Annotated in this window: 18 protein-coding genes; 12 read left to right on the top strand and 6 right to left on the bottom strand. The window is 60.4% G+C overall.

Annotated elements, in window-relative coordinates:
• The first annotated feature begins 5 nt into the window (after window positions 1–5).
• The 3 genes from Q1A51_RS06060 (at window position 6) to Q1A51_RS06070 (ending at window position 3,409) form a co-directional block, all read left to right on the top strand.
• Complete coding sequence (locus Q1A51_RS06060; RefSeq protein WP_299598740.1) at window positions 6–1,784, top strand: SLC13 family permease; 1,779 nt, start codon at window positions 6–8, stop codon at window positions 1,782–1,784.
• Window positions 1,785–1,830: 46 nt separating this feature from the next.
• Window positions 1,831–2,838: a methyltransferase domain-containing protein gene (locus Q1A51_RS06065; protein ID WP_299598738.1), complete on the top strand. Its 1,008-nt coding sequence runs from the start codon at window positions 1,831–1,833 to the stop codon at window positions 2,836–2,838.
• 79 nt (window positions 2,839–2,917) lie between these two features.
• Window positions 2,918–3,409: a hypothetical protein gene (locus Q1A51_RS06070; RefSeq protein WP_299598736.1), complete on the top strand. Its 492-nt coding sequence runs from the start codon at window positions 2,918–2,920 to the stop codon at window positions 3,407–3,409.
• Here Q1A51_RS06070 and Q1A51_RS06075 read toward each other — a convergent pair.
• The 4 genes from Q1A51_RS06075 to Q1A51_RS06090 form a co-directional block, all read right to left on the bottom strand.
• Window positions 3,398–5,056 carry an FAD-binding dehydrogenase gene (locus tag Q1A51_RS06075; protein ID WP_299598733.1) on the bottom strand — a complete coding sequence of 553 codons (1,659 nt, stop codon included), beginning with the start codon at window positions 5,054–5,056 and terminating at the stop codon, window positions 3,398–3,400. The two genes, Q1A51_RS06070 and Q1A51_RS06075, sit on opposite strands and share 12 nt — an antisense overlap.
• An 11-nt stretch (window positions 5,057–5,067) precedes the next feature.
• Window positions 5,068–5,925 (bottom strand): bile acid:sodium symporter family protein, encoded by an 858-nt coding sequence (locus Q1A51_RS06080; protein ID WP_299598730.1) that lies wholly within the window; start codon window positions 5,923–5,925, stop codon window positions 5,068–5,070.
• A gap of 85 nt (window positions 5,926–6,010) precedes the next feature.
• Window positions 6,011–7,783 (bottom strand): SLC13 family permease, encoded by a 1,773-nt coding sequence (locus Q1A51_RS06085; protein ID WP_299598727.1) that lies wholly within the window; start codon window positions 7,781–7,783, stop codon window positions 6,011–6,013.
• A 294-nt stretch (window positions 7,784–8,077) separates the two neighbouring features.
• Window positions 8,078–9,034 (bottom strand): glutathione S-transferase C-terminal domain-containing protein, encoded by a 957-nt coding sequence (locus tag Q1A51_RS06090; protein ID WP_299598724.1) that lies wholly within the window; start codon window positions 9,032–9,034, stop codon window positions 8,078–8,080.
• Window positions 9,035–9,189: 155 nt separating this feature from the next.
• On the opposite strand from Q1A51_RS06090, the gene Q1A51_RS06095 reads away from it, so the two are divergent.
• Window positions 9,190–9,936, top strand: a complete 747-nt coding sequence (locus Q1A51_RS06095) for a YebC/PmpR family DNA-binding transcriptional regulator (RefSeq protein ID WP_299598722.1) — start codon at window positions 9,190–9,192, stop codon at window positions 9,934–9,936.
• 39 nt (window positions 9,937–9,975) lie between these two features.
• Here the strand turns inward: Q1A51_RS06095 and Q1A51_RS06100 are convergent, their stop codons facing one another.
• A complete protein-coding gene (locus Q1A51_RS06100) occupies window positions 9,976–10,431 on the bottom strand; it encodes a GNAT family N-acetyltransferase (RefSeq protein ID WP_299598719.1) in 456 nt (151 codons plus the stop codon).
• Between the two features lie 177 nt (window positions 10,432–10,608).
• Window positions 10,609–10,845, bottom strand: coding sequence for a hypothetical protein (locus Q1A51_RS06105; RefSeq protein WP_189369043.1), 237 nt, complete (start codon window positions 10,843–10,845; stop codon window positions 10,609–10,611).
• A gap of 279 nt (window positions 10,846–11,124) precedes the next feature.
• Here Q1A51_RS06105 and Q1A51_RS06110 point away from each other — a divergent pair, with 279 nt between their 5' ends.
• The 8 genes from Q1A51_RS06110 to Q1A51_RS06145 all read left to right on the top strand — a co-directional run bounded on the left by Q1A51_RS06110 (window position 11,125) and on the right by Q1A51_RS06145 (window position 20,192).
• On the top strand, window positions 11,125–11,721 hold the full coding sequence (locus Q1A51_RS06110) for a LysE/ArgO family amino acid transporter (protein WP_299598715.1): 597 nt from the start codon (window positions 11,125–11,127) through the stop codon (window positions 11,719–11,721).
• Window positions 11,722–11,760: 39 nt separating this feature from the next.
• Window positions 11,761–12,663 carry a DMT family transporter gene (locus tag Q1A51_RS06115; protein ID WP_299598712.1) on the top strand — a complete coding sequence of 301 codons (903 nt, stop codon included), beginning with the start codon at window positions 11,761–11,763 and terminating at the stop codon, window positions 12,661–12,663.
• Window positions 12,664–12,733: 70 nt separating this feature from the next.
• Window positions 12,734–13,309 (top strand): transcriptional regulator BetI, encoded by a 576-nt coding sequence (gene betI / locus Q1A51_RS06120; RefSeq protein WP_299598709.1) that lies wholly within the window; start codon window positions 12,734–12,736, stop codon window positions 13,307–13,309.
• Entirely contained in the window at window positions 13,306–14,814 is a 1,509-nt protein-coding gene (gene betC / locus Q1A51_RS06125) for a choline-sulfatase (RefSeq protein WP_299598706.1), read from the top strand. The genes betI and betC overlap by 4 nt, the downstream gene beginning before the upstream one ends.
• Before the next feature lie 89 nt (window positions 14,815–14,903).
• Window positions 14,904–16,085 (top strand): BCCT family transporter, encoded by a 1,182-nt coding sequence (locus tag Q1A51_RS06130; RefSeq protein ID WP_299207177.1) that lies wholly within the window; start codon window positions 14,904–14,906, stop codon window positions 16,083–16,085.
• A 56-nt stretch (window positions 16,086–16,141) separates the two neighbouring features.
• Window positions 16,142–17,593 (top strand): betaine-aldehyde dehydrogenase, encoded by a 1,452-nt coding sequence (gene betB, locus Q1A51_RS06135; protein ID WP_299598702.1) that lies wholly within the window; start codon window positions 16,142–16,144, stop codon window positions 17,591–17,593.
• Between the two features lie 247 nt (window positions 17,594–17,840).
• Window positions 17,841–19,487, top strand: coding sequence for a choline dehydrogenase (betA, locus tag Q1A51_RS06140; RefSeq protein WP_299598699.1), 1,647 nt, complete (start codon window positions 17,841–17,843; stop codon window positions 19,485–19,487).
• 54 nt (window positions 19,488–19,541) lie between these two features.
• A complete protein-coding gene (locus Q1A51_RS06145; protein WP_299598696.1) occupies window positions 19,542–20,192 on the top strand; it encodes a thermonuclease family protein in 651 nt (216 codons plus the stop codon).
• Window positions 20,193–20,200 lie beyond the last annotated feature (8 nt).

Consider the following 20,200-nt stretch of genomic DNA (forward strand, 5'->3'; position numbering starts at 1 on the left):
TGCCTATGGGGCTGATCGAGCTTTCGCAAACAGGCAATGCCATTCTGACACTGGTGGTCGTCGGCGTGATGTTCGTGCTGTTTTTGCGCGAAGTCTTTCCAACAGAAGTCGTGGCCATTGGGGGGGCGGCCCTGATGCTGGCGACGGGTGCGTTGCCTTACGATGATGCGCTTGCGGTGCTGTCGAACCCGGCACCTTGGACCATTGCGTCCATGTTCATCATCATGGGTGCGCTTGTGCGCACGGGTGCGCTTGATGCTTTTACAGGGCTGGCAGATCGGAAGGCCCGCACCAACCCGGCGATTGCCGTCGTCCTGTTGATGACCTTTGTGGTCTTCAGTTCGGCCATCGTGTCGAACACGCCGGTGGTTGTGGTCATGATTCCGGTCATCATCCAGCTGGCCAAGACAATGGGGCTGAACCCGTCCAAGATGCTGATTCCGCTCAGCTATGCGGCGATACTCGGGGGCACGCTTACTCTGATCGGCACCTCGACCAACTTGCTGGTGGACGGGGTGGCCCGGACCCAGGGAATGGAGCCCTTTACGATTTTCGAAGTGACCCCGCTGGGCATTATTCTGGTGATCTGGGGCATGATCTATCTTCGGTTCTTTGGTCCCATGCTGCTGCCGGATCGGGACAGTATGGCGGGGTTATTGAGTGACCGCAGCCGAATGAAGTTCTTTACCGAGGCGGTGATCCCGCCGGACTCCAACCTTGTGGGGCGCGAGGTCACGGGCGTTCAGCTGTTCAAGCGCGATGGCGTGCGTCTGGTCGATGTGATCCGCGGGGACGAATCCTTGCGTCGCAACCTGCAGGGGGTGGAGTTGCGGGTTGGGGATCGCGTGGTTCTGCGCACGCAAATGACCGAGCTTCTGAGCTTGCAACGCAACAAGGAACTCAAGCGCATTGATCAGGTTGGTGCGGTCGAAACCACAACGGTTGAGGTGTTGATTACGCCGGGGTGCAGAATGGTGGGTCGGTCGCTGGGAACATTGCGTTTGCGCCGCCGCTATGGCGTCTATCCCTTGGCCGTGCATCGCCGGAACCAGAACATCGGGCGGCAGCTGGATGAATTGGTGGTCAAGGTGGGCGACACGCTGCTGCTGGAAGGGGCGCCCGAAGACATTCAGCGTTTGGCGGCAGACATGGACATGGTGGATGTCTCCAAACCCTCGCAGCGCGAGTTTCGGCGGAGCCATGCGCCCATCGCGCTTCTGGCCTTGCTTGGTATCGTCGTGCTTGCCGCGTTTGGCGTGGCACCAATCCTGATGTTGTCGGTTCTGGCGGTGGCTGTCGTCCTGATCACCCGTTGCATTGACGCGGACGAGGCGTTTTCCTTTGTCGATGGCCGCTTGCTGGCGCTGATCTTTGCCATGCTGGCAATAGGGGCGGCGCTCGAGGCGACGGGGGCGGTTTCTTTGATTGTCGATGCCATTGCGCCCGGCCTGATGGTTCTGCCGCCCTTCCTGATTGTATGGGCCGTGTACCTTTTGACCTCGGTTCTGACCGAGCTTGTCAGCAACAATGCCGTTGCCGTTGTCGTCACGCCGATTGCGATTGGGCTCGCTTCGGCCCTCGGGATTGATCCACGTCCATTGGTTGTGGCTGTGATGGTGGCCGCGTCCGCGTCGTTCGCAACGCCCATTGGCTATCAGACCAACATGTTGGTCTATGGCCCCGGTGGTTATAAATTTACGGATTTCATGCGCGTCGGGATTCCACTGAACCTGAGCGTTGGGTTGCTTGCTTCGGCGGTTATTCCGTTGATCTGGCCACTGTGATGGCACGGCATACGATGTTCGACACACCTCAATACGGAAACACCTGATGACCCTAGTCAGAGATAGCCTGCTTGCATCCGTGACCAAAGATATGCTTGGTCTGGAAGTCGCGCCATGGTTCAACCCTATCGCCCCGCGCAAGGCCGGCTTTAACGTGCGCACCCTCGACGTGTTCGATGATCAGCAGCTGATGGCACGTGCGAAGTCTGACCCAACCGTCCTGCCCGAAACCTATGATCGTCTGGAAGCTGTTGACTATGTCGGCAGCGCGACCGAGATTGCGTCACTTGTCGACGCGTCAGACCACGGGGCCTTTGACTACGTGGTCAGTTCGCACAATTTCGAACACCTTCCAAACCCGATTAAGTTTCTTCAAGGCTGCGAGGCGTTGTTGAAGCCCGGAGGGCAGCTGATCATGGTCCTGCCGGATGGGCGCAGCTGCTTTGATTACTTTCGCGCCCATACGGATATCAGCGAGTGGCTGGAGGCCTATCTGGAAGACCGTGTTCAGCCGAATGGACGCCAGGTGTTTGCCTTTTATGCGTCTATTGCCACTACTGAGCATGCCGGCATCTCGGGTCCCACGGCAGTCAGCGAAACGACCCCGACCAACGCCATCGAAATCGAGCGTGAGATTTCCAAACAATGGGATGATTGGTGCGCCGGCAAGGCAGAAGCGGCCTATGTCGATACACACTGTTCCGTGTTTACGCCATCCTCGTTCCACTTGCTGATCGCAGAGTGCCGTGCCTTGGGATTGACTGCATTCGAGGTTGCCGAAGTGGGCGAAACACACGGTGTCGAATTCTGCGTGCGTCTGGTGCGCTCCGAAACACGTCCGATTCCGGACGCCGCCGCGTCCTGTCGTAGCATACGCACAGGTCTGTTGCGTCAGGTGTGGAACGAACATGCAGTGCGTTATTCTGCCGTAGGTACGCAATCCGTCAAAGATGCCCTGCGCGCCCGCGTCGACCTCCAACGCGGTGGCATCGTACAGCTGCTGCGCAGATGGAACCGCAAGCGATTGCAGAAGCGGTGTGACCGGCAGGGCTGATATCGGCTCTACATGAACTCCGGAAAGACGCTGTTAAGCCACGGGCGTTATGACCTGTGGACCCCACCATAGGTGCCGCATGCCTGACCTTCGCCGACCCTCAAATCTCATCACCCCCGCTTACGAGGATAACGGGCTGTTCCGCTCGCCTGTGCGTCGGATCACCGTTGGGCTTGTGCCACAGATTCACCGCAACAACCGGCAGGATCTGGTCGTGCGTGGTTTTGTGCGCGATGGGGCTGCCATTCAGGTGCTATTTGCCGGGCGGAGGGCCAAACAGGCCAAGGGGCTTGAGGCGCGGCTGCGGTCGATGTTGTTTCAGGCGCGGTCGAAAACCCCTGGTTGGCGTGAAGAGGGGATCGATACGATCCAGTTGCCCATGCGGGTAGAAGGGGTTTGGCGGTCGCGCTTTTCACGCGATGCATGGGGGTGCGAGACGCGGTATTTTCAACTTGTCGCGGCCCGCTGGGCCATGTTCGATGACGCTGGCGTTGCGCATCTCTTTGGCGAAGCGCCGGTGCATTTGCACCCCGCACACAGAGCAAGGGTTGGTGGGCCGTCAGGCGATTGACTGCGACCTGCCGGCGTTGCGACCCGAGAAGATGCAGCCGCCAAGGAACGTGCCTTCAAGTGCATTGTAGCCGTGATAGCCACCACCGCCAAAGCCCGCCACTTCACCCGCGGCGAACAGGCCGGGCACGGGCTGCCCATTGGCCCCGATCATCTGGCTGTCGAGCGTGGTATGCAGCCCACCCAGCGTCTTGCGTGTCAGAACGTGCAGTTTGACGGCAATCAGGGGACCATTGGCGGGATCAAGGAACTTGTGGGGTTTGGCCGTCCGCAGTAACCGATCACCGCGGTAGTTCCGCGCGGCGTGGATCGCCATCATCTGGGCGTCCTTGGAAAACGGGTTGTCGATCTGCGCATCCCGCGCTTCGATCTGGCCGCGCAGTTTCGCCTCGTCAATCAGGTTGCCGCCTGCCACCTGGTTCATACCACGCACGAGGGTCGCAAGGTCATTGCCGACAACGAAATCCTCGCCGCGCTCCTTGAACGCCTCAACCTGAGCTGTCGCGTTCTTGCCGGACAGCACGCGTTGCTTGATCACCTCGGACCACTTCTTGGACGTCAGATCCGGGTTCTGTTCAGAGCCCGACAGCGCGAATTCTTTCTTGATCACCTTCTGGGTCAGCACGAACCAGCTGTAGTCATAGCCCGTTGCCAGGATATCGCGCAGGGTCGACATGCTGTCGAAACCGGGTAGGGCGGGGGGCGCGAACCGGTTGCCTTCCGCGTCAAACCACATCGATGAGGGACCGGGCAGAATGCGGATGCCGTGGCTGGGCCATATCGGGTCCCAGTTCTTGACCCCTTCGGTGTAGTGCCACATGCGATCGCCGTTGATCACATGCCCGCCTGCGGCCTCGGAAATGCCGATCATGCGGCCGTCCACGTGGGCGGGGACTCCGGCTACCATGTCTTCGGGCGCGGGTCCCAAACGGTCGGTGGGCCATACCTTGCGCACCATGTCGAAATTGCCGCCAATCCCACCCGAAGTGACAATGACCGACGGTGCCCGTAGGGCAAACTCGCCCACCGCATCGCGGTTGGTCTTCTGCCCACGCTCCGCACCGTCTTCGGCCAGAACTGTGCCGCTGACCCCCTTGGCCGTGCCGTTTTCCATGTCGATCCGGTCGACCTGGTGTCGAAAGTTGAATTGGATCAGGCCCGATTTCTCATGCTCTTCGCAACGACGCACGAAATGTTCGATGATGCCGGGGCCCGTGCCCCACGTGATGTGAAAGCGGGGGACCGAGTTGCCATGTCCGTCGGCATAGCTGCCGCCCCGTTCGGCCCAGCCCACAATGGGAAACCAGCGCAGGCCCATGGAATGCAGCCAGGGCCGCATCTCTCCTGCCGCAAAGTCGATATATGCCTCGGCCCATTTGCGGGGCATTGCGTCTTCGTCCCGGTCGAACTGGGCGCTGCCCATCCAGTCGTTCAGGGCCAGTTCGCGGCTGTCGCGGATGCCCATGCGCCGTTGTTCGGGGGTGTCGACCATAAAGAGACCACCAAGGGACCAGAAGGCCTGACCGCCCAGAAAGCTGCGGGGCTCCTGATCCACGATGATGACCCGCTTGCCCCGGTCGCCCAACTCGGCAGCGGCGGCCAAACCGGCAAGGCCCGATCCCACAACAATGGCGTCTGCCTGATCCATCACTCTCTCCCTTAGCGGCTGCGGAACCACGCCACGAACGGCGCGGCGACAATGTACATTGTGATGCCATACACGGCTGAGGGCAAAGCCATGGCGCTGAACCCTTCAGACTGGCCAGAGATCAGGGCGGCCAGAGTGATGCCCAGCGTGGCGTTCTGGATACCTGTTTCAATCGAGATGGTCTTGGACTGGCCCCACGGCAAGGCGCCTGCGCGCGCCAGGACAAGACCCAAGGCCAACAGGAGGGCGTTCAGGATGATCAGGGCCGGGCCCAACGTGCCGAGGTTATCGACGAACAGCTGCCAGTTGCCTGCGAGGGCAGCGAGGACGATGACAACAAACAAGACGGTTGCGATCCGGGTCAGCAGCGGTTCTATGCGCGTGGCAAAACTGGTGGCGAAGTGGCGGATGAGAACCCCAATCAGAACCGGCAGGGTTGTGATCAGGAACATGGCAATGGCCAGCGACGTGACGGACACGTCGGGCGCATCGTCACCCATGAAGTGCACGACGGACCATGCTGCCAGCACAGGTACGGTTATGATGCTGAGGAGGCTGATCACGGCGGTCAGAGATACCGATAGGGCGACATCCCCCTTGGCCAGACGCGAGATCATGTTTGATGTCACCCCGCCGGGGCAGAAACTCAGCAGCATGAATCCCACGGCAATTTCGGGGGGCAGGCCAAAGGCACGGACGGTGATATAGGTCACCACGGGCAACAAAATGACTTGCGCCACCGCACCGATTGTAAAGGCTTTTGGGGTGCGCAACACACGTCCAAAGTCGCCAAAGGTCAGGCCGATGCCGAGGCTCAGCATGATGATGGCGAGCGACAGTGGCAGCACCACGTTAATCAATATGTCCATAGTCTTTCTCCCTGCGGGACACGTTAGACGCGTGCGTCCGCAGCGTGCAACGTTGACCCTTGGTCAGCCGTTGTCAGGCGTGTGTTCAAAGCGGCCAAAACACGAGGATGGCCGGGATAGATACAGCCACCACGATCACTTCGAGCGGCAGGCCGATACGCCAGTAATCGCCGAACTGGTAACCACCGGGGCCAAGGATCAGCGTGTTGTTCTTGTGTCCGATTGGGGTCAGGAAAGCCGACGAGGCTGCGACCGCGACCGCCATCAGGAAGGGGTCGGGGGACACACCGAGGGTCTGCGCCATCTGAATGCCCACGGGGGCAGCCACGATGGTGGTTGCGGTGTTGTTGAGTACGTCCGACAGGCTCATCGTGACCACCATCAGCACTGTCAGGACGGCCCATGCGGGCAGACCTTCGGTCAGATTAACCAGCCACCCTGCGATCAGTTCCGTTCCGCCCGAGCTTTCAAGGGCCGCCCCCAGTGGGATCATGGACCCCAGCAGCACGACGACGGGCCATTCGATATGGGTATAGAGTTCTGACAGGGGCACGATGCGCGACAGCACATAGGCGACCACAACAAGTCCAAGGGCGATGGGCAGGTAGAGCAGGCCGACGCTGGCGGCGGCCACCGCGCCGACAAAGAGCCCGATAGCGAGCCAAACCTTGTCATCTGCCGTGACCGACAAGCCCCGCTCTGCGAGCGGCAGGCAGCCCAGCCAGTTGGTGACATCATTTCCGGTGTCGCGCGGGACCAGCAGGAGTAGGATATCGCCGGTTCGGATTTCGGTCTGGCGGATCTGCCGGGTTACACGCACACCTGCCCGCGACAAGCCGAGCAGCACGGTATTGTGTCGCCAGGCGAGGCCCACGGATTGCGCAGTGCGGCCCACCAGACGGCTGCTGTCGGTCACGACAACTTCAATAATTTCAACACCTTCACCTGCGGCATTCAACTTCTCTTCCCGATCCGCATCTGCCACTGCAAGGCCGATGGCGGCGCGAAATTCATCCAGCGCGTCTGGCGTGGCCTCGATCACCAGTACGTCGCCTGCGCGCAGTTCGGAGTTGCGGGCGCGACCGTAGCGGCGCTTGCCGTCGCGCAAGAGGCCAACAAGGGCCACGTCGGCCTTGTCCGCATCTGTTTCTAATTCAGCCAACCGCTTGCCGATATGCTTGCTGTCCTCTGGCACAACCAGTTCGGCGATGTAGCTTCCGATATCCTCAAGTTCGGCGGTGGCATCGGCCCGGGCGGGGATCAGGCGCCATCCGATCAGGGCCACAAAGGCAAGCCCAGCGATGGCAGCAACGCCGCCCACCGGGGCGAAATCGAACATGCGGAAAGGCTCGCCAAGGCTGTCTTCGCGGATGGAGGCGATGATGATGTTGGGCGGTGTTCCGATCAGTGTGACCATGCCGCCAAGGATTGTAGCGAAGCTTAAAGGCATGAGGCTAAGGCCGGGGGAACGCCCGGCTTTACGCGCGGTCTGGATATCCACAGGCATGAGCAGGGCGAGCGCTGCGACGTTGTTCATGAAGGCCGAGAGCACGCCGCCGATGGCGCCCATGAGCGTGATATGCGCCCCCAGCGAGCGGCTGGCATCGACGAGGGTGCGGGTGATCAGGAAGACCGCGCCGGAGCGGACCAGGCCAGCGGAGACAACGAGAACCAGAGCCACCACCAGAGTGGCCGGGTGGCCGAAGCCGGAGAAGGCATCATCGCTTGGGACCACCCCGAGTACCACGCCCAGCATGAGCGCGGAGAAGGCGACGATGTCATAGCGGAAGCGGCCCCAGAGCAGCAGGCCGAAGACGGCACCGAAGAGGGAGAAGAGGATAATCTGGTCTGTGGTCATGCAGGGCACGTTAGGGGCGCGGGGGCGGGGGTGCCAGTTGTTTCTGAGGGGCGCGATTCAGTGCGCGCATTTACTTTGTTTTCATGGAGATTGACGTCATAGACCGGGTGTCACCCTGCGTGCAGCATCCGTACACCCCCTGTACACCCCCATCGGGCGGTGGGGCACGGGTTAACGCAACGTTCGGTGATCCAAAGGATGCTGCGCGACGCGATTAACTGAATGAGGGGCTCTGCCCCTCAAACTTCCCGAAGTTTATCTGGCAAGATGAAGCAGTTTGATTATGACGTATTGCTATGTGGGGCGGCCAAGGGTGATTTTGCGTGTTGCTGGTTCTGACCAGTCGACCTTTGGCCCCGCGGGGACAATGCCGAGCGGGTTTCGCAGTTCGGACTGAGAGAAGTAGCCCGCCTTGTAGATGTCCGGTTTGACCGTCTCGGCCACGCCGGGCAGGGTGTAGAGGGCGCGGGCATAGTCCCAGAGCGCGGGGTAGTCGCTGAGTTTGGCGAGGTTGCATTTGAACGCATAGTGGTAGGCGACGTCAAAGCGGGTGAGGGTGGGGAAGAGGCGCAGGTCAGCTTCGGTCAGTTTGTTGCCCACGAGCGTGGGGTGCGCTGAGAGGTGCTGTTCCAGATCATCCAGCGTGTTGAAGAGGTCAGTCACGGTTATGTCGTAAGCCTCTTGCGTGCGGGCGAAACCCGCGCGGTAGACACCGTTGTTGATCTTTGCGTGGATCAGGGTGTTCCAGCGGTCGATCTCGGCCACATGTTGTGGCGGGCACAGTTGGCGGTTGGTGTCGAACGTCGTTGCGAGCATGCGCACAATGTCCGCGCTTTCGTTCGAGACGATCTGTTGCGTGTCTTTGTCCCAGAGCACTGGCACCGTTATGCGGCCCGTGTAGGCCGGACGCTGGCGGGCGTAGACCTGATGCACCGCTTGTGCGTCTAGTTCGGTGTCGGCGTATTCTCCTTCACTATCAAACACCCAACCCTGATCGGTGCGGCGCGGTTTTGCGATGCTGATGCTGATTGCGTCCTGCAGGCCCAGCACGGCCCGGACCAGCAAGGTCCGGTGTGCCCATGGGCAATTCCACGCGACAAAGAGGTGATAGCGGCCCGCGTCCGGGGTGAAGGGGCCGTCTGTCGTGATCCAGTTCCGCAGCGTGCTTTTCGCGCGTTCATAGGCGCCGTTTTTTGTGGTGCCGGGGCCGGGGTCTTCGGCCGCGTACACGCCTTCGATCATCACGCCCATTGTCGTCTCCGTCCTGTTTGATCGTAAGCTAGCATGGCTCAGAAGGGGCGCCACGCACGGGTGGGCTGCGCGGGTGCACAGGGTGGCCTTGCCCCGCCCTCGGGCAATGTCCTATAGACGCTCGGACCACCGAATTTGCGAGACAGGAGGCGCGCATGGCCGGCCACTCAAAATGGGCAAACATCCAGCACCGCAAGGGGCGTCAGGACAAGCTGCGCGCCAAGCTGTTTTCGAAACTGTCGAAAGAGATCACCATCGCTGCCAAAATGGGCGATCCCGATCCCGACAAGAACCCGCGCCTGCGTCTGGCGGTGAAAGAGGCCAAGTCGCAGTCGATGCCCAAGGACAACATCGACCGCGCGATTAAGAAGTCGATTGCGGGCGAGGGCGAGGATTACGAAGAAATCCGCTATGAGGGCTATGGTCCAAACGGCGTGGCTGTCATTGTCGAAGCGATGACCGACAACCGAAACCGGACGGCATCGACCGTGCGCTCGACCTTTACCAAGAATGGCGGGAACCTGGGCGAGACCGGGAGCGTGGGCTTCATGTTCGAGCGCAAGGGTGCTGTGAGCTATCCGGTTGAGGCGGGCGACGCGGATACAGTCATGATGGCTGCCATCGAGGCTGGAGCCGAGGATGTAGAGAGCACCGAGGACGGTCACGTGATCTGGTGTGCGGATACCGACCTCAATGAGGTGTCGAACGCGCTGGAGGGGGATCTGGGCGAGTCCGAGTCCAGCAAGCTGATCTGGCGCCCGACCACCACGACCGAGATGGATCTGGAAGGCATGCAGAAGCTGATGAAGCTGATTGATGCGCTGGAAGATGATGATGACGTGCAGAACGTCACGACCAACTTCGAAGCCAATGACGAGGTGATGGCGCAGCTGGACGGCTAATCGGTGTGCTGACAGGTGGCCTCGGTTCTTTTGCGCGATTCACGCATGCGTTCGGTAGACTATGAATTCCGTATTCGTTGCCAATCGGTCATAGAGCGTTCGTGCAGCGCTGTTGTCCCTGTGCGTATGCCAATAGATATCTGACACGCCCCGCGCCTGGCACAGGTCGCCCACGGCGTGAATAAGGGCCTGTGCAACCCCACCACCGCGCGCCTCAGGCACGGTGAAGAGGTCCTGCAGGTAGCACGTGTCAGCGATCTGAATCAGGTTGCGATGAAAGACTATGTGTGCCAACCCAACAACGTCATGATCCTGTTCAGCGAAACACCCAATCACCGGCTCGTCGGGATCTAGTAGACGTGCCCAGGTGCAGTTGATGACGGCCTCGGAAAGGGCCGTGTCGCCGTCCCGTCCGTAGAAGGCATTATATTGGCGCCATAGATCCTGCCACGCGGATTTGTCGCAAGATTTTGGCGGGCGGATCGTGACGGTCAATTCTAAACCCTTCGGACAGTGTGTTGTTTGCTGGTCGCCACGGTCGTTTACTACATGCAATAGATCAATATGGCGTACCCGATTGTTTGGAGGGTTACGGCCCTGCAGAAAAGCAAAACGCCGCCCAGTCGCTGGGGCGGCGTTGTTCGTGTGCCTTTTGGGCTTTTCTTCTGAGGATCAGAAAAACAGCTGGCGGGCGACCTGGCTCCAGCTTTGGGAGCTGTCGGCGTGTGGGGCCGGGGTCTGACGGCGCAGGCGGCGCATCAGCCCTTTGAGATCATTCAAGCGCGTACGCGCAGCGGCACCGCCGGCGCGGCTTTGCACCGACAGGATCTTTTCCTGTGTTTGGAGCGCGGCCTCGATCAACTCGAGGTCCTGCTTGGTCAGATCGACGGTATGTGTATCGTCAAGCATCGGATTTCATCCTTGTTATCGTTGACCAGCATATGGGGTCTGTAAGGTCATACGCCAATCATCAAAGATCAGATCAACGTGATACCCGCATCAGTTGACACCTGCTGGCAGTAGTAAGGCATGTCGTTGCACGCCGGTCGGAGTGACATAGGGACTGTTTCCGCAATATGCTCTGCACATTTTTGCAAGGCTGATGTGCAAAAAGTGTATAGCTCGGGCAGGCTTGCGCACTGCAGTTGATTTGGCTACGTCTGGACGTCTTGCAATTTGAGCAGTCACATGGCGTCCTTCCTCCCCGGTTTTTTTCTGTCTTTGTCGTTGATCCTAGCGATCGGAGCACAGAATGCGTTTGTGCTGCGGCAGGGTTTGCGCCGCCTGCACGTGTTCTGGGTGTGTCTGACCTGCGCGACCTGTGATGCGGTTCTGATTGTTGCCGGGGTGGCGGGTTTTGGTGCCTTGGCAGAGGCGGTGCCGTGGTTCGAACCGTTGATGCGATATGGCGGAGCGACGTTCCTGATCTGGTATGGCTGGCAAAATGCGCGGTCTGCATGGAAAGGGGGCGCAGTGTTGGACGTTGCAGGCGAAAACACCCAGAGCCTGAGTGCCGCGATTCTGACCGTGCTGGCCCTGACCTGGTTGAACCCGCATGTCTATCTGGACACCGTTGTTCTGATCGGGTCGATCTCGTCCCAGTACCCGGACCGGTTGATCTTTGGCGTCGGGGCGGTTCTGGCCAGCTTTACGTTTTTCTTCTCTCTGGGCTATGGCGCGCGGCTGCTGGCGCCGCTTTTTGCAAACCCGCGCGCGTGGCAGGTGTTGGACGGAATCATCGCTCTGACCATGTGGGCCATCGCGCTCAAGCTTCTGCTGCTTTAGCGGCTTGCCCTTGGCGCGGGTTTCGGGGTTCATGCGCGAATGACCTCTGCCCCCTCTCGTCCGCTGGTTGGCATCTTCTGGATGCTGGTGACCGGGTTCTGCTTTGTCGCTGTGACCGCGTTGGTCAAATATATGGGCGACCGTATTCCACCGGCTGAGGCGGCGTTTCTGCGCTATCTGCTGGGTCTTGTGTTTCTGCTGCCCATGCTGCCCTCCTTGCGCGAGGCGCGGTTGACGGCCCGGCAGTGGCGGTTGTTTTCCTTGCGGGGTGTTTTTCACACCGGCGGCGTGATCCTGTGGTTCTTTGCCATGACGCGCATTCCCATCGCCGAGGTGACGGCTATGAACTACCTTGCCCCCGTCTATGTCAGCATCGGTGCGGCGCTGTTTCTGGGCGAACGCCTCGCCCTGCGCCGGATCGCGGCCATCGTCGTAGCCCTGATCGGGACGGCGGTAATCCTGCGCCCCGGATTTCGCGAGGTCGCGCCGGGCCACATCGCCATGCTGTTTTGCGCGGTGAGCTTTGCGGGCTCATATCTGTTGGCCAAGATAATGGCGGATGAGGCGAAGCCTGCGGTGGTAGTTGCCATGCTCTCGATCGTGGTGACCGTATGTCTGGCGCCTTTCGCTTTGACCAATTGGGTCATGCCCACGGCGACCGAGTTGGGCCTGCTGTTTCTGGTCGCTTGTTTTGCGACTGCGGGGCACTACACGATGACCATGGCCTTTGCCGCGGCACCTGTGACCGTGACGCAGCCTGTGACCTTCCTGCAGCTTGTGTGGGCCGTGTTGCTGGGGGCTGTGGTTTTTGCCGAGCCGGTGGACATTTGGGTGATCCTTGGCGGGACGCTGATCCTGGCGGCTGTGTCATTCATCACGTGGCGTGAGGCCGTGTTGAAGCGCCGCCCGATCACCCCGCCTAGCCCCGCAACCAAGCTCTGATATTTTTATTGATTGACTGATCAATAAAAAACTTGCAACTTGCGTCGCATCTTTGGAAAAGGGGATGCGCGTGCCGAAACTGGGGATGGAACCGATCCGCCGTGCGGCGCTGGTAGAGGCAACGATCGCCGAGATCGGAGAGGCCGGGTCGCTGGATGTGACCGTGAGCCAAATCGCCAAACGGGCGGGCATGTCGTCGGCGCTGGCGCATCACTATTTCGGCGGCAAGCACCAGATTTTCCTTGCTGCCATGGGGCAGATCCTACTCGACTATAGAGCCGAGGTGCTGGAAGCCCTGTCCAAAGCTCGCACGCCGCGTGCGCGGGCCGAAGCGCTGATTGAAGCCAGCTTTGCCCCATCCAGTTTTGCGCCGGCCACCGTTGTTGCGTGGATGACGCTGTACGCTCATGCCACCACGCATCCCGAGACGTATCGCCTTTTGATGCTGTATCAGAAGCGCCTGCGGTCGAACCTGACCCATGCGTTGCGCGGGATCGGCGCGGACCCATGCAATGATGCAGAGATGTTGGGGGCGCTGATTGATGGTCTGTACCTGCGGGCGGCACTGGCCAAGGATGAGACGGGCGACTCTGCCAAGGCGACAGCGCTGCGGGCCCTTGATACGCTGACGGGACCACATCAATGACTCGGCCTAACATTCTGATTTTCATGGTCGACCAGCTGAACGGCACACTTTTCCCAGATGGCCCTGCGGATTGGTTGCATGCGCCCAACCTTAAGAAATTGGCCGCCCGGTCGACCCGCTTTCGCAATGCTTACACCGCCTCGCCGCTTTGTGCGCCGGGACGTGCTGCATTTATGTCTGGCCAGTTGCCAAGTGCCACGGGCGTCTACGACAATGCGGCCGAGTTTCCGTCGTCAATCCCGACCTATGCGCATCATCTGCGCCGCGCGGGCTACCAGACATGCCTGTCCGGCAAGATGCACTTTGTCGGTCCCGACCAGCTGCACGGGTTTGAGGAACGGCTGACCACCGATGTCTATCCGCCCGACTTTGGCTGGACGCCGGACTATCGCAAGCCGGGCGAGCGGATCGACTGGTGGTATCACAACATGGGATCGGTCACTGGTGCGGGTGTGGCCGAGATCACCAACCAGCTCGAATATGATGACGAGGTTGCCTATCACGCGACCCGCAAGATCTATGATCTGGGCCGTGGGCACGATCCGCGCCCATGGTGTCTGACTGTCAGCTTCACACACCCGCACGACCCTTATGTGGCGCGCAAGAAGTATTGGGATCTCTACGAAGACTGCGCGCATCTGATGCCCGAGGTCGGCGCGATTCCCTACGAGGATCAGGACGCGCATTCACAGCGCATCCTTGATGCCAATGATCGCGACAACTTCAACATCTCGGACGAGGATATCCGTCGGTCGCGCCGCGCCTATTTCGCTAACATCTCTTATCTCGATGACAAGATCGGTGAGGTTCTGGAGGCGCTGGAGGGTACACGGCAGGAGGCGATCATCCTGTTCGTGTCCGATCATGGTGACATGCTGGGTGCGCGCGGGTTGTGGTTCAAGATGTCCTTCTACGAAGGATCGTCGCGGGTGCCGCTGATGATCTCGGCCCCGTCGATGGCACCGGGACTGGTGGCAGATCCAGTCAGCAATATCGATGTGTGTCCCACTTTGTGCGATCTGGCGGGCGTGGACATGTCCGAGGTGATGCCGTGGACCGCCGGGCAATCGCTGGTCCCGCAGGGGCAGGGTGTTGAGCGCACCGAACCGGTGGCGATGGAATACGCGGCCGAGGCGTCATACGCCCCTATGGTGTCGCTGCGCTATGGTAAGTGGAAGTACAACCGCTGTACGCTGGACCCCAATCAACTGTTTGATCTTGAGGCCGATCCGCATGAGTTGACTAACCTTGCGCATGTGCCGGCCCATCAGGGCACGTTGACCCAGTTGCAGGCCAAGGCGGACGCGCGCTGGGATCTGGACCGTTTCGACGCAGATGTGCGGGCCAGTCAGGCCCGCCGCTGGGTGGTCTACGAGGCGCTGCGCGAGGGTGGCTACTATCCATGGGACTACCAACCGCTTCAGCAGGCGTCTGAGCGTTACATGCGCAACCACATGGATTTGAATGTTCTAGAGGAAAATCAGCGCTTTCCGCGCGGAGAATAAACCACCGCATGAAGGCCCTTGGTGCGGGGCGGCGGTGGATCAACAAAAAGGCGCCAAAGCCAACGGGTCAACAAGGAGGGACCTTACCTATGCTCACGACGATTATATCTTTCGGGGTGTTATTGGCCTTTGTGCTGGTGGCATTCATCACGATCAAATACTGGAATGTGCGCCTGACCGGGCCGCAGCCCGTCAGCCTGTTCGTGTTCATTGCAATACTGTTCACCTCGGGCCTTGATGTGGGCCTGATCATGTTTCCGATTGCCTTTGACTTCCCGCTTTATGCCGACACGGCGACGGAACCTGCCTATGCTTTCACGAACCCGCTGGCGCTTGAGTTCGGGTTCTGGGGCTTTCTGATCTGGGCGTTCTACTTCCTGACGGCATTCTATTTCTGCGCCATCGAGCCGCGGGTGAAGTTCTTTGAGAACGGGTTGGTCAAGCTGATCAACAACCTGGTCATCATCACGACCTGTGCCTTCACCGGTGCGCTGTTCCTGATCTACATGCCCTACTACATTCCCGAAGTTGGCGACGGCGAAACGGTGATCCCGGCGTTTTATATCATCTGCTTTGGTGTCATCCTTGCTGCATCGTATTCATCGACGGACATCAAATATGTGAAGATTCTGTCCGTCGCATCGACCCTTGTGTTCTTTGCGTTGATCGCGGGCATGTGGGTCAACGGCCGGATGGGTTTTGGTGAGTTCCTGTCCACGGGCAGCAACATCGGCGGCTACTTCGCCAACATCCACAAGTTCATCATCCCGCTGACGGATTATCACGAGTTCTATCTGTTCTGGTGGTTCGCATGGTCGATCATGATCGGGCAGTTCACGTCGCGTTTCGTAGGCGGTCTGACCACGTGGCAGCTGCTGGGGGCGTTGTTGATCTTCCCGTCGATCCCGCTGGGTGTTTGGTTCACGGTGGCCTACTGGTATCACCTGAACGCCATCGACATGACCGGGCTGGTCAACTGGTCGATGACCGTTGTGGGTATCCTGTTCGTGATCAACTCGTTTGACTCGTTGATCCGGCTCTACACCGACAACCTGAATGTTACCGCCGACCGCTTTGGCAAGGTGCAATACGTGCTGGGCAATGCCGCCCTGCTGTTCGTGCTGACCCTGCTGTTCCAAGGCCAGTGGTTGCAGATCCAGTGGGTCGGCACCGCCGTCATTGGCATCTACCTGGCGTGCCTTGCCTGGGTGCTGATGCGCCGTGACACGCTGGATGACCTGAGCAGCGTGCACGCGGCCCCGGCAGAATAGACATCGCGGGGGCGGCGGGCCTGTCCCGCCGCCCCATTCAACACATGAGGATTTGAATGCAAACCCAACCGACGGCGAGCCATTTCATTGGCGGCGAATATGTTGAAGACACGGCCGGAAAACCAATCGACGTGATCTATCCGGCGACCGGCGAGGTGATTGGCCGGGTGCATTCCGCGACACCGGCCATCGTCGATCGCGCGCTGGAGGCTGCACGCGGCGCACAGGCAGCATGGGCGGCCATGACTGGAACCGAGCGGGGCCGCATTCTGCGCCGTGCCGCCGACATCATGCGCGAACGCAACCATGAGCTGTCGGTGCTGGAGACCTATGACACCGGCAAGCCGTATCAGGAGACGAGCGTTGCAGATGCGACCTCGGGCGCGGATGCGCTTGAGTATTTTGGCGGCATGGCCGCGACCCTGACCGGCGAGCACATCCAGTTGGGTGAGGACTGGGTCTATACCCGTCGCGAACCTTTGGGTGTGTGTGTGGGCATCGGGGCGTGGAACTATCCCACCCAGATTGCGAGCTGGAAAGGCGCGCCTGCGCTGGCTTGCGGCAACACGATGGTGTTCAAGCCTTCGGAAACGACGCCGCTCTGTGCCTTGAAGGTCGCCGAGATCCTGCATGAAGCGGGTGCACCTGCGGGTGTGTACAACGTGGTGCAGGGCTTGGGCGACGTGGGCGCGGCGCTGGTATCTGACGCCCGTGTCGACAAGGTGTCGCTGACCGGTTCGGTGCCGACTGGGCGTAAGGTCTACGCTGCTGCGGCGGCCGAGATGAAGCATGTCACCATGGAGTTGGGGGGCAAGTCCCCGATGATCGTCTTTGACGATGCCGATATTGAGAATGCGGTATCGGGGGCGATCCTTGGCAACTTCTATTCCTCGGGGCAGGTCTGTTCCAACGGAACGCGGGTGTTTGTTCAGAAAGGCATCAAGGAGGCATTTCTGGCGCGGCTGTCCGAGCGGTTGGGGCAGGCGGTGATTGGCGATCCGCAGGACCCTGCGACAAGTTTTGGTCCGATGGTCAGCGCACGCCAGATGGAGATCGTGCAGGGCTACATCGCCAAGGGGCAGGATGAAGGCGCACGGCTGGTCTGCGGTGGCAATCGGCTGCAGCGTGATGGCTTCTTTCTGGAACCAACGGTGTTTGCCGACGTGACCGATGGCATGACCATTGCTCGCGAAGAGATATTTGGCCCCGTCATGGCGGTGCTGGATTTCGAGGATGAGGGTGATGTGATGGCCCGTGCCAATGACACCGAGTTTGGTCTTGCCGCAGGCGTCTTTACCCGTGATCTGGCGCGCGCGCACCGTGTGGCTGCCGGGTTCGAGGCGGGCACCTGTTACATCAACACGTACAATGACGCGCCGGTCGAAGCGCCATTCGGCGGGGTGAAGGCGTCGGGTGTGGGGCGCGAAAATTCCAAAGCGGCCATTGAGCACTATAGCCAGGTGAAATCTGTCTATGTGCGCATGGGCGATCTCGAGGCGCCGTTTTGAGAACGCCCTTTTTCGGCAAGCCGCCCACCCACCCACCCCGTCTTGCCGAAAAAGGGTGGGCAGGGGGTGACCTGGGCATGCGTGTTTATGTGAAGGATTTTTGCTGAGAGGTGCTTGAGGGCGCGATCTGCGCCTCAAGACACCTGTTCGATGATGAGATGCGATTCCCCGATGCCTCAAGGACAAGCCGCGCGCATGCGCGGTGCTGCGCATCCTTGACCCACCGCGGAATCACGGAAGGTGAGACATGGAAGCAGATTATGTCATTATAGGTGCCGGGTCGGCCGGCTGTGCTGTGGCCTACCGGCTGGCGGAGGCCGGAAAATCGGTGCTTGTGATCGAGCATGGTGGTACTGACGCCGGGCCCTTCATTCAGATGCCTGCGGCGCTGTCTTATCCGATGAACATGAAGCGGTACGATTGGGGCTACAAGTCGGAACCGGAGCCGCATTTGGGTGGACGCCAGCTGGTCTGTCCGCGGGGCAAGGTGGTCGGTGGGTCTTCGTCCATCAACGGCATGGTCTATGTGCGCGGGCATGCGCTGGACTATGATCATTGGGCGGAGAGCGGGGCCGATGGCTGGGCCTATGCCGATGTGCTGCCGTATTTCAAACGCATGGAGAGCTGGAACGGCAATGGTCATGGCGGCGATGCGGGATGGCGCGGCGCCGAGGGGCCGCTGCATGTCACACGGGGGCCGCGCAAGAACCCCCTGTTCCGCGCCTTTGTCGAGGCAGGGCGGCAGGCCGGCTACGAGGTCACCGATGATTACAACGGGCAAAAGCAGGAAGGCTTTGGTCCCATGGAGCAGACGGTGCACAAGGGGCGTCGCTGGTCGGCGGCGAATGCGTATCTCAAGCCCGCGCTGAAGCGGCCCAACTGCGATCTGGTGCGTGGGCTGGTCGAACGTGTGGTCATGGAAGACGAACGGGCCGTGGGCGTTGCCCTTGCGAGTGGCAAGGTGGTACGGGCCCGGCGCGAGGTGATCCTGGCTGCGTCGTCTATCAACTCGCCCAAGATCCTGATGCTGTCGGGGATTGGTCCGGCTGCCCATCTGGCCGAGCATGGGATTGACGTTGTGGCGGATCGCCCGGGTGTCGGGGCAAACCTGCAAGATCATCTGGAGATGTACATTCAGTACGCCTCCAAACAGCCGATCACGCTCTACAAGCACTGGAACCTGTTTTCCAAAGCGTTCATTGGCGCGCAGTGGCTATTCACCGGCACGGGGCTGGGCGCGTCGAACCAGTTTGAAAGTGCTGCTTTCATCCGCAGCAAGGCAGGCATCGCGTATCCGGATATCCAGTACCACTTTCTGCCCATGGCCGTGCGCTATGACGGGCAGGCGGCGGCCGAGGGGCACGGATTCCAAGCCCATGTGGGGCCGATGCGGTCGCCGTCGCGCGGGGCTGTGACCTTGCGGTCTGCCAACCCTGCCGACGATCCGGTGATCCGGTTCAACTACATGAGCACGGAGCAGGATTGGGACGAGTTTCGCACCTGCATCCGCCTCACGCGCGAGATCTTCGCTCAGGACGCTTTTGCGCCGTTCGTGAAACACGAGATTCAGCCGGGTGCTGCGTATCAGAGTGATGACGAGCTGGACGACGCGATCCGGGAACATGCCGAGAGCGCCTATCACCCCTGCGGGACGTGCCGGATGGGGCGCGCCGATGATCCGATGAGCGTGGTCGATCCCGAGGGGCGCGTCATTGGTGTCGATGCCCTGCGCGTTGTCGACAGCTCGGTCTTTCCGCGCATCACCAATGGCAATCTGAACGGGCCGTCGATCGTGACCGGTGAAAAGATGAGTGACCATATCCTTGGGCGTCATCTGCCGCGCAGCAATGACGTGCCTTGGGTGCATCCCGAGTGGGAGACTGCGCAGCGTTAAGTATTGCTGAACAAACCGTTTGAAGTCTGGGCGTGACATCTCCAAGTAAAGGGAATGTTAAGACTTTGTTCGGTGCTTGTTCTCTTGGTATGGCCCGCGTTGACGTGGGCCGATCTGCGTGGTGCGGTGCGTGTCATTGATGCGGACACCGTGGATGTGGGAGAGACCCGGGTCCGGCTTCACGCCATTGATGCGCCGGAGCAGGAACAGCTTTGCCAGACCGATCAAGGTGCCGATTTTGCTTGCGGTGCTTGGGCCACGGCGCGGGTTGTGGAAGCCTTTGAGGGGCGGCGCGCCACGTGTGATCATGTGGACAGGGATCGCTACGGACGGGTGGTGGCCAGATGTTCGATGCAAGGCGTGGATATGGGCCGGCATATCGTACGCGAGGGATGGGCCTTTGCCGCGCGTGCCTACGGTCTGGACTACGATCTGGACGAAAAGGTCGCGTATGTCGCGGGCCGGGGATTGCATGCGTTCCAGTTGCAATCGCCCACGCAGTTTCGGCAGGCACAGGCGAAAGGCCGTGTGCCGCCGCACCCGTCCTGTGCGATCAAGGGCAACATTTCCGACAATGGGCGTGTTTTCCATATGCCGGGCCAGAGGTTTTATCAGCAGACAGAGATCCACGAAGCCAGCGGGGAGCGGTGGTTCTGTTCCGAAGCGGCGGCATTGCGGGCCGGGTGGCGCGCAGCGTCGTACTGAGGGTTGAG

Source organism: uncultured Tateyamaria sp., from assembly GCF_947496075.1.
In the GTDB taxonomy this organism is placed as follows: domain Bacteria; phylum Pseudomonadota; class Alphaproteobacteria; order Rhodobacterales; family Rhodobacteraceae; genus Tateyamaria.

Bases quoted from the DNA above. Each gene is read 5' to 3' on its own strand.
- Q1A51_RS06130 (WP_299207177.1), top strand. From the start codon at position 14,904: ATGCTCACGACGATTATATCTTTCGGGGTGTTATTGGCCTTTGTGCTG.
- Q1A51_RS06085 (WP_299598727.1), bottom strand. From the start codon at position 7,783: ATGACCACAGACCAGATTATCCTCTTCTCCCTCTTCGGTGCCGTCTTC.
- Q1A51_RS06090 (WP_299598724.1), bottom strand. From the start codon at position 9,034: ATGGGCGTGATGATCGAAGGCGTGTACGCGGCCGAAGACCCCGGCCCC.
- Q1A51_RS06070 (WP_299598736.1), top strand. From the start codon at position 2,918: ATGCCTGACCTTCGCCGACCCTCAAATCTCATCACCCCCGCTTACGAG.
- betA (WP_299598699.1), top strand. From the start codon at position 17,841: ATGGAAGCAGATTATGTCATTATAGGTGCCGGGTCGGCCGGCTGTGCT.
- betB (WP_299598702.1), top strand. From the start codon at position 16,142: ATGCAAACCCAACCGACGGCGAGCCATTTCATTGGCGGCGAATATGTT.
- Q1A51_RS06110 (WP_299598715.1), top strand. From the start codon at position 11,125: ATGGCGTCCTTCCTCCCCGGTTTTTTTCTGTCTTTGTCGTTGATCCTA.
- Q1A51_RS06095 (WP_299598722.1), top strand. From the start codon at position 9,190: ATGGCCGGCCACTCAAAATGGGCAAACATCCAGCACCGCAAGGGGCGT.
- Q1A51_RS06145 (WP_299598696.1), top strand. From the start codon at position 19,542: ATGTTAAGACTTTGTTCGGTGCTTGTTCTCTTGGTATGGCCCGCGTTG.
- Q1A51_RS06105 (WP_189369043.1), bottom strand. From the start codon at position 10,845: ATGCTTGACGATACACATACCGTCGATCTGACCAAGCAGGACCTCGAG.
- betC (WP_299598706.1), top strand. From the start codon at position 13,306: ATGACTCGGCCTAACATTCTGATTTTCATGGTCGACCAGCTGAACGGC.
- Q1A51_RS06065 (WP_299598738.1), top strand. From the start codon at position 1,831: ATGACCCTAGTCAGAGATAGCCTGCTTGCATCCGTGACCAAAGATATG.
- Q1A51_RS06075 (WP_299598733.1), bottom strand. From the start codon at position 5,056: ATGGATCAGGCAGACGCCATTGTTGTGGGATCGGGCCTTGCCGGTTTG.
- Q1A51_RS06080 (WP_299598730.1), bottom strand. From the start codon at position 5,925: ATGGACATATTGATTAACGTGGTGCTGCCACTGTCGCTCGCCATCATC.
- Q1A51_RS06060 (WP_299598740.1), top strand. From the start codon at position 6: ATGGGGCTGATCGAGCTTTCGCAAACAGGCAATGCCATTCTGACACTG.
- Q1A51_RS06115 (WP_299598712.1), top strand. From the start codon at position 11,761: ATGACCTCTGCCCCCTCTCGTCCGCTGGTTGGCATCTTCTGGATGCTG.